Source organism: Mycobacterium sp., assembly GCF_035499775.1.
Lineage (GTDB): Bacteria > Actinomycetota > Actinomycetes > Mycobacteriales > Mycobacteriaceae > Mycobacterium.
The window spans coordinates 19,003-27,046 of the sequence record NZ_DATJYB010000334.1 but is presented as its reverse complement, the minus strand read 5'-3'; the positions used below and the strand labels follow the sequence as shown (position 1 = coordinate 27,046).

General features: G+C 66.6%; 4 protein-coding genes and 2 pseudogenes. 4 read left to right on the top strand and 2 right to left on the bottom strand.

Annotated elements, in window-relative coordinates; translation table 11 throughout:
* The 3 genes and pseudogenes from VML93_RS21170 to recD form a co-directional block, all read left to right on the top strand.
* A pseudogene (locus VML93_RS21170) lies at positions 1–900 on the top strand (exodeoxyribonuclease V subunit gamma); the annotation flags it as partial.
* Positions 897–4,220 (top strand): exodeoxyribonuclease V subunit beta, encoded by a 3,324-nt coding sequence (gene recB, locus VML93_RS21165; RefSeq protein ID WP_325613710.1) that lies wholly within the window; start codon positions 897–899, stop codon positions 4,218–4,220. The pseudogene VML93_RS21170 and the gene recB, both read left to right, overlap by 4 nt.
* On the top strand, positions 4,217–5,977 hold the full coding sequence (recD, locus tag VML93_RS21160; RefSeq protein WP_325613709.1) for an exodeoxyribonuclease V subunit alpha: 1,761 nt from the start codon (positions 4,217–4,219) through the stop codon (positions 5,975–5,977). The genes recB and recD overlap by 4 nt, the downstream gene beginning before the upstream one ends.
* A gap of 21 nt (positions 5,978–5,998) precedes the next feature.
* On the opposite strand, the pseudogene VML93_RS21155 reads toward recD, so the two are convergent.
* Positions 5,999–6,210 (bottom strand): annotated as a pseudogene (locus VML93_RS21155) (antitoxin).
* A 29-nt stretch (positions 6,211–6,239) separates the two neighbouring features.
* Complete coding sequence (locus VML93_RS21150; protein WP_325613707.1) at positions 6,240–7,205, bottom strand: hypothetical protein; 966 nt, start codon at positions 7,203–7,205, stop codon at positions 6,240–6,242.
* Between the two features lie 133 nt (positions 7,206–7,338).
* Between VML93_RS21150 and VML93_RS21145 the strand changes: the two genes are divergently transcribed.
* A complete protein-coding gene (locus VML93_RS21145; protein WP_325613712.1) occupies positions 7,339–8,043 on the top strand; it encodes a TVP38/TMEM64 family protein in 705 nt (234 codons plus the stop codon).
* Position 8,044: the final 1 nt, after the last annotated feature.

The window sequence follows — 8,044 nt, the reverse complement described above, 5'->3', positions numbered from 1 at the left end:
GCCGATTTGGTCGCGTTCTTCAAGGACCCGGTCAAAGGGTTCTTCCGGGCGCTCGAGTACACGCTGCCGTGGGACGTCGATGGTGTCGAGGACGCGATGCCGGTGGCCATCAATGCCCTCGAAGAGTGGGCGGTCGGCGATCGGATGCTCGGCGACATCCTCAGTGGGATGGCCCCCAACGATGCCCGGCAGGCGGAGTGGCGTCGCGGCACGTTGCCTCCCGGTCAGCTGGGCTGGCGCAAGGTCACCGAGATCCGCGATCAGGCCGCCCTGCTGGCAACGGCAGCGCTGCGACACCGTGGACCCGACATGGCGGCCTACGACGTGGATATCGACCTTGGCTCGAGGCGGCTGACCGGGACCGTGTCGCAGGTGTTCGGCGATCGTCTGGTGTCGGTGACCTACTCCAGGCTGGACGGCAAGCACCTACTCGAGTCGTGGATCCCGTTGTTGGCGTTGCTCGCCCATGATCCGGACCGCGACTGGTCGGCAGTCTGCATCGGCCGGCCGAAGCGCGGCACGACTCCGCGGGAAGAGGGGCTGGGGCGGTCGCGGGAGGCAGCCGTCGAGGTGCTCCGTGAGTTGGTGTCGATCTACGATGCCGGACGACGGGAGCCGATTCCGTTGCCGATCAAGACATCTTACGCGTGGGCGGTGGCCCGGCACTGCGGCGACGATCCGGTGACAGCGGCGTCGTACCGGTGGAAGTCAGCCGACTGCGAGGCCCCGGCGCACGTGCGCGCCTGGGGCAGGAACGCACGGCTGAACGACTTGATGCAACCGTTGCGGCCCGGCGAGGAATGTGACGGCGAGGATAACCGATTGGGCGCGTTCGCCGCCCGTCTCTGGCTGCCTCTGTTAAAGGCTCAGCTGCACGCCGTCAGGAGCCCCGGCGGATGAATTCCTTCGACCTGCGAGGCCCACTGCCCGCCGAGCGCTCCACCACGGTGCTGGAGGCCAGTGCCGGAACCGGCAAGACATTCGCGCTGGCCGGGCTGGTGACCCGTTACGTCGCCGAAGGCCGAGCGACGCTGGACGAGATGCTGCTCATCACGTTCGGGCGCGCGGCGAGTCAAGAACTTCGAGAGCGTGTCCGGTGCCAGATCATGGACGCGCTCAAAGCTTTCGCGGATCCGTCGATTGTCGGCGACAACCAATTGATGGCCTATCTGATCGACACCGCCCCCGCTGAGTGCGACGCACGAGCGCGACGACTGCGCGACGCACTGGCCGGCTTCGACGCGGCGACGATCGCGACCACGCACCAGTTCTGCCAGCTGGTGCTGAAATCGCTCGGCGTGGCCGGCGACACCGAAGCGGGTGTCACGCTGGTCGAGGACCTCGACGATCTCGTCACCGAAATCGTCGACGACCTATATCTGGCCCGCTTCGGGCGGGAGCGCGACGATCCCGTGCTGAGCTACCGCGACGCGCTGCGGATCGCCCGGGCGGTGGTCTCGAACCCGTCGACGCAGCTGCGCCCGCTCGACCCGCAACCGGGATCACGGCCTGCGATCTGTGTCGGCTTCGCGAAAGATGTTCTGGCTGAACTGGAGACACGCAAGCGACGTCGCGGCGTCCTGGGGTACGACGACCTGCTCAGCCGGCTGGCCCACGCGCTGGACAGCGACGACTCCCCCGCACGGGCGCGGATGCAGCAACGCTGGCCGATCGTCATGGTCGACGAGTTCCAGGACACCGACCCGGTGCAGTGGCAAGTGATCGACCGCGCCTTCAGCGGGCGATCCACCGTGATCCTCATAGGCGACCCGAAGCAGGCGATCTATGCGTTTCGCGGCGGCGACATCGTCACCTACCTCCGCGCGGCTGCCACGGCGGGCGACAAGCAGACGTTGGCCACGAACTGGCGCAGCGACAGCGCGCTTGTCGATCGGCTGCAGGCCGTGCTGCGCGGTGCTGAACTCGGCCACCCGGCGATCGTCGTCCGCGGCGTCGACGCGCATCACCGGGGTCACCGCCTGGCCGGCGCCCCGCACAACGCTCCGTTCCGGCTGCGGGTGGTACGCCGGGCGACGTTGGGCCGCAGCGGAACTCACAATCTCCCGATCGACGATCTGCGGGAGCACATCGGTCGCGATCTGGCCGCCGACATCGGTGGGCTGCTGGCCAGCGGTGCGACATTCGACGGTAGGCCACTCGAGGCGCGCGACATCGCGGTGATCGTCGAGAAGCACAAGGATGCGCGTGCCTGCCACCGCGCGCTGACCGACGCAGGGATCCAGGCGGTGTATACCGGCGACTCCGACGTGTTCAGCTCGGAGGCCGCCGACGACTGGTTGTCATTGTTGGAGGCATTCGATCAGCCGCACCGCCCCGGCGTGGTGCGCGCCGCCGCGGCGACGATGTTCTTCGGCAATACCGCGAAAGATCTTGCCGCTGGCGGTGATGCGCTGACCGATCGCGTGGCCGAGACCTTGCGTGAGTGGGCCGGCCACGCCCGCGAGCGCGGGGTCGCCGCCATCTTCGAGGCTGCACAGCGCAGCGGCATGAGTGACCGGGTGTTGTCTTGGCAGGGCGGCGAGCGGCATATGACCGACCTGTCGCACCTGACACAGCTATTACAGGAAACCGCGCACCGTGCGGGATACAACCTGCCGGCGCTGCGAGACTGGCTGCGTGCCCAACGCGAAGAACGAGGTGGCGCAACCGAACGCAACCGGCGGATCGACAGCGATGCCGCCGCCGTTCAAATCATGACCGTGTGGGTGAGCAAGGGACTCCAATATCCGTTGGTGTACCTGCCTTTCGCATTCAATCGCAACATCCAGGAACGCGATCTGGTGCTGTTCCACGATCAGGACGTGCGCTGTCTGCACATCGGCGGCAAGGACAGCCCCGACTTCGCGGCCGTCGAACAGCTGGGCGCCCAGGAAGCCGCCAACGACGACAGCCGACTGACCTACGTCGCGATGACACGGGCCCAGTCGCAGGTCGTGGCCTGGTGGTCACCGGCGTACGACGAACCCAACGGCGGGCTGTCCCGGCTGTTGCGCGGTCGGCGCCCCGGCGAGTCCGCGGTCCCCAACCGCTGCTCGCCGACGAAGATCACCGATGCCGACGCCTGGGACCGGTTTCGCGAATGGGAGGCCGTCGGCGGGCCCGTTCTGGAGGAGTCCGTCGTCGCGCCGGCTCGCCGCACGATCGGTGCGGCGCCGCCGTCGGATCTGGACACCCGCCACTTTCATCGCGCCATTGACACCACCTGGCGACGCACCTCGTATTCGGGGCTGATCAAGGTTCTGGAAAGCACGGCAACGGCAGGTGTCAGCAGTGAACCCGAGGACACCGAACTAGACGACGAAGTCGGCGATATTCCGTTGGCCCAGGCCGCATCCGGGCCGGACCTTCCGTCACCGATGGCCCAGCTACCCATGGGCGCGAAGTTCGGCACGCTGGTCCACGCCGTGCTGGAGACGACCGATCCGTTCGCGGTCGATCTCGCCGCCGAGATCGAAGCGCAGATCCATCGGCATTCGGTGTGGTGGCCGGTGAATGTGCCGGCAAGCGAACTCGCCGCGGCGATGGTCCCGATGCACGACACGCCGCTGGGCCCGTTGGCCGACGGTTTGACGCTGCGCCAGATCGGGCTTCGAGACCGATTGCGGGAGATGAACTTCGAGTTTCCCTTGGCCGGCGGTGATGTTCGAGGTGCCGCGCCTGATATCCGGCTGGCAGACGTCGGCTCGTTGCTGAAATCGCAGCTACCCGTGGATGACCCACTGGCGTCGTACGCCGACCGGCTGATCGGCGACGCCCTCGGCGGCCAGTCGTTGCGCGGGTATCTCAATGGTTCCGTCGACGCGGTGCTACGTATACCCGACCCGGAATCGGGGTGGCGGTATCTGGTCGTCGATTACAAGACCAACTGGCTGGGTGATCCGGACCGGCCTTCGGACCGGCCTCTGACCGCCGCCGATTACAGCCGGCCGCGACTGGCCGAGGCGATGCTGCACTCGGACTATCCGCTGCAAGCATTGCTGTACAGCGTTGTCCTGCACCGCTTTCTACGATGGCGTCAGCCGGACTACGACCCGGCACACCATCTGGGTGGCGTGCTGTACCTGTTCTTGCGTGGGATGTGTGGGCCCGACACTCCGATGCTCGGCGGCCACCCGGCCGGGGTGTTCAGCTGGGCTCCGCCCGCTGCGCTGGTGACGGCTTTGTCGGACATTCTCGACGCGGGGACGGCCGCCGCGTGACCATCGAGATTCTGGAACCGGGCCACTGGCGGCAGGCTGTCGGCGCTGCCGGCCTGTTGCAGACATTCAACGACGCCGGTGTGATCGACTCCGCAGATGTTCATGTGGCGCAACGGCTTACCGCCATGTCAGACGAATCCGATCCGTCGGTGCTGCTGGCGGTCGCGTTGCTGGTGCGCGCGCTGCGCGGCGGTTCGGTGTGCGTCGATCTGCGCTCGGTCGAGGCGCAAATCGGTGTTCCCGACTTACCCTGGCCGTCGGCCGACGACTGGTTGGCGGCGGTGCGGGCCAGCGCGCTGGCCGGGTCACCGCCGGTGCTGCGGGTCTACGACGACAATCTGGTCTATCTGGACAGATATTGGCGCGAGGAGCAGCAGGTCGCCGACGATCTGTCGGCCTTGCTGTCTGGCCAGGTAGCGGGTGCGGCTCCCGATATCGGTCGATTGTTTCCCGTTTATCCGGATCAGCGTCTAGCCGCGGAAATCGCTCTGGCACAACGCTTGACGGTGCTCACCGGCGGGCCGGGGACCGGCAAGACGACCACCGTGGCACGGCTTCTGGCGCTGTTCGCCGAACAGGCGCAGCTGGACGGCAAGGCGCGCATGCGCATTGCGTTGGCCGCGCCGACGGGCAAGGCCGCGGCCAGACTGCAGGAGGCGGTGCAACTGGAGGTCGACGAGCTGGATGCGGTTGACCGGCAGCGACTCTCAGGACTGCGGGCAACCACGATGCACCGACTCTTGGGCAGCCGGCCGGATACCTCGTCGCGGTTTCGCCACCATCGCGGCAACCGGCTGCCGCACGACGTGATCGTCGTCGACGAGACATCGATGGTGTCTCTGACGATGATGGCCCGACTCCTCGAGGCGGTGCGCCCCGAGGCGCGTCTGCTGCTCGTCGGCGATCCGGACCAGTTGGCGTCGGTGGAAGCCGGCGCGGTGTTGGCCGACCTGGTCGAGGGGCTCGGGGCACGCGACGACGCGCATGTGGCGGCGCTGACGACCTCGCATCGGTTCGGTGAATCGATCGGCGAGTTGGCATCGTCGATCCGTGCCGGCGACGCTGACCACGCCATCGAAATGTTGCGATCCGGCGGCGATCACATCGAGTGGATCGACACCGACGGCCCAGCCGCACAAATGCGCGATGTGCTTGTCCCCCATGCCCTTCGGCTGCGTCAGAGCGCCGTTCTCGGTGACGCGGCGGCAGCGCTGGCGACGCTCGACGAGCACCGACTGCTGTGTGCGCACCGGCGCGGACCATACGGGATCCAGCACTGGAATCGTCAGGTCGAGCGATGGCTGACGGAAGCGACGGGCGAACCGATCTGGTCGTCCTGGTATGCCGGGCGCCCGGTGCTGGTGACGGCCAACGACTATGGGCTGGGTGTTTACAACGGCGACACCGGAATCACCGTGTTGGACAGCGCAGGTCAGCAAGGTGCGCTGCGGTGCGTTATCGCCGGCGCCGAGGAACCGGTCGAGTTCGCCACCAGCCGGTTGTCCGACGTCGAGACCGTGCACGCCATGACGATCCACAAGAGCCAGGGCAGTCAGGCCGAAGACGTGACCGTCCTACTGCCGTCTGCGGATTCGCGATTGCTGACCCGGGAACTGTTCTATACAGCCGTGACACGGGCCAAACGCAAGGTGCGAATCGTCGGGCCGGAGGCCGACGTGCGGGCTGCGATCGCGCGGCGGGCGGTCCGCGCCAGCGGGCTGGCACGTCGGCTTCAGGTCATGCGGCCGACTGATTAGTGCACGTACTCGGCAGTGCCGTCACTCCTCGTCCTGCAGTGAACGCACATCCTCGGAAGTCACCACCTTCCCGACACGCACCAGCGGCAATCCAGTCCTCGGATCTACGGGCATCGCCGCCAAACTGCGTCGGATCAGGTCGGCGATAGTTTCGCTGATCGTCCGGTGGTGTTTCGAGCGAGTGCCAGGACCTGCTCACGCAGGTCTTCGGGGAGATTGATCGTGGTGCACACCATGGGAATTTTACGTCCGCTCCTGCACTTCAGGCCGACTCAGCATCGCTTGCCCGCAGCAAACTGCACGCGGCGTCGAAGCGATCCCATTCGTCCGTGCGTGGTCGGGCTCCACAGTCGGACAGGGCATCGCCGCTCACCACCAGACCCGGCGCGAGGGGCGTCACCAACTTCGCGATCTCGGCGATGTGACCTGCCGGGCTATCGGCGAAGCTCTGGAAAACCCGTTTGCGAATCCACCCCTGAGCGCTCTCGATACCGGCGGCTATGTCCAATTCCGGCAATCGCAGCGCACCCTTGCATCGAAGAGCCTGTTCATCGAAGCGATCCTCCCAGCACTCGGTGTGCCAACCGCTCCATAGGTCCGGAAGAGCTTGGAACACGCCCATCGCGTCCGCCGTTTGCCACGCTCCCACCGTATTTCGGGGCACGTCGACATGGAGTCCGCCTTGGGGAATCTTGCCGAGGTTCAGGCGTCGAACACCGCGGCCGCGCAGCAGGTCCAGCAACGCGGGACCGTGCCACGCCTTGCTCAGGTCGCCGCAGTAGAGCGGCCACATCCGGACTTGTCCAGCGGCGTCGACCACGGAAACGAGATTGCACATGGCGTTTCGATCGCGCGCGGGCTTGAGGTTTGGCTGGTGGTCGTACGTCTGCGGTCCCAACTCGGCTCCGACGTATCCGGCCAGTTCGGTGGTTCCGTCGTACGCCCAGCCGATCGTGTAGTCAGGCCATACCGCGGCGAGCACAGTCATCATTGCTCGGCGTTCGTTCATCCCCACCATCAACTCGTCACCGAAGAACAACAGCCGGCGTCGATCGAGGTCCACCACCGCACCGCCGTCAGCCCATAGCGGGTCGACCCAGTCGTGTTTGGCGACCGGTCGCTGCGACCGCGCGTACCGCAGCGCGAGTTCCGGCCCGCCGATCAGCGCATCGAGCATGCGCGCACCCGCCCAATGCGAGTAAAACAGCTGCCAATCCTGATCTTTCACAATGACGAAGTTCGCCCTGTTGCCCATGTCGGCCCCATTCGGTATGGACGCGATCTCCGAAGTCGCGTCGATTGAGGCCGAGTCTCCTCCGGGGGTCCGACACTTCTACCGGTGCGGAAGAATCGCGGTCACCATGGTCGACAACGAAGGCTCCGCACCGCCACGCCGACGACGCCACATCGTGCAGCTCGTCGTGTTCGCCTGTTTCTTGTTCGGGATGTTCTACCTGGTAGCCATCGCGCGAGTTATCGACATGGACGTGGTGCGGCGGATGGTTTCGGCGACGGGTCCGGCGGCGCCGCTGACCTACGTGGTGGCGTCGGCCGTCCTGGGTGCGTTGTTCGTGCCGGGGTCGATCCTGGCCGCGGGCAGCGGGCTGCTGTTCGGTCCGGTGTTGGGTGTCTTCGTGACGCTGGGCGCCGCGGTAGGCACCGCGATCGTCGCGAGCCGGATCGGCAAGCGCGCCGGCCGGGAGAGCGCACGTGGTCTGCTGGGGGCGAAACGCGCCGACCGCATCGACGCGCTGATCGAACGAGGCGGACTCTGGGCCGTCGTCGGCCAGCGCTTCGTCCCCGGCATATCGGACGCACTGGCCTCCTATGCGTTCGGAGCATTTGGAGTTCCGTTGTGGCAGATGGCCGTTGGCTCGTTCATCGGCTCGGCGCCGCGGGCATTCGTCTATACCGCGCTGGGCGCCGCGATCCGGAATCGATCGTCGGCGTTGGCTTACGCCGCGATAGCGGTGTGGTGCGTGACCGCTATCGTCGGCGCATTCGCGGCGCAACGTGGATTCCGAAAGTGGCGTGGGCACCGCCGCCGGACCACCGAGAATGGCTGAA

Coding starts and splice junctions, on each gene's coding strand:
- recB (WP_325613710.1), top strand. CDS start 897: ATGAATTCCTTCGACCTGCGAGGCCCACTGCCCGCCGAGCGCTCCACC.
- VML93_RS21145 (WP_325613712.1), top strand. CDS start 7,339: ATGGTCGACAACGAAGGCTCCGCACCGCCACGCCGACGACGCCACATC.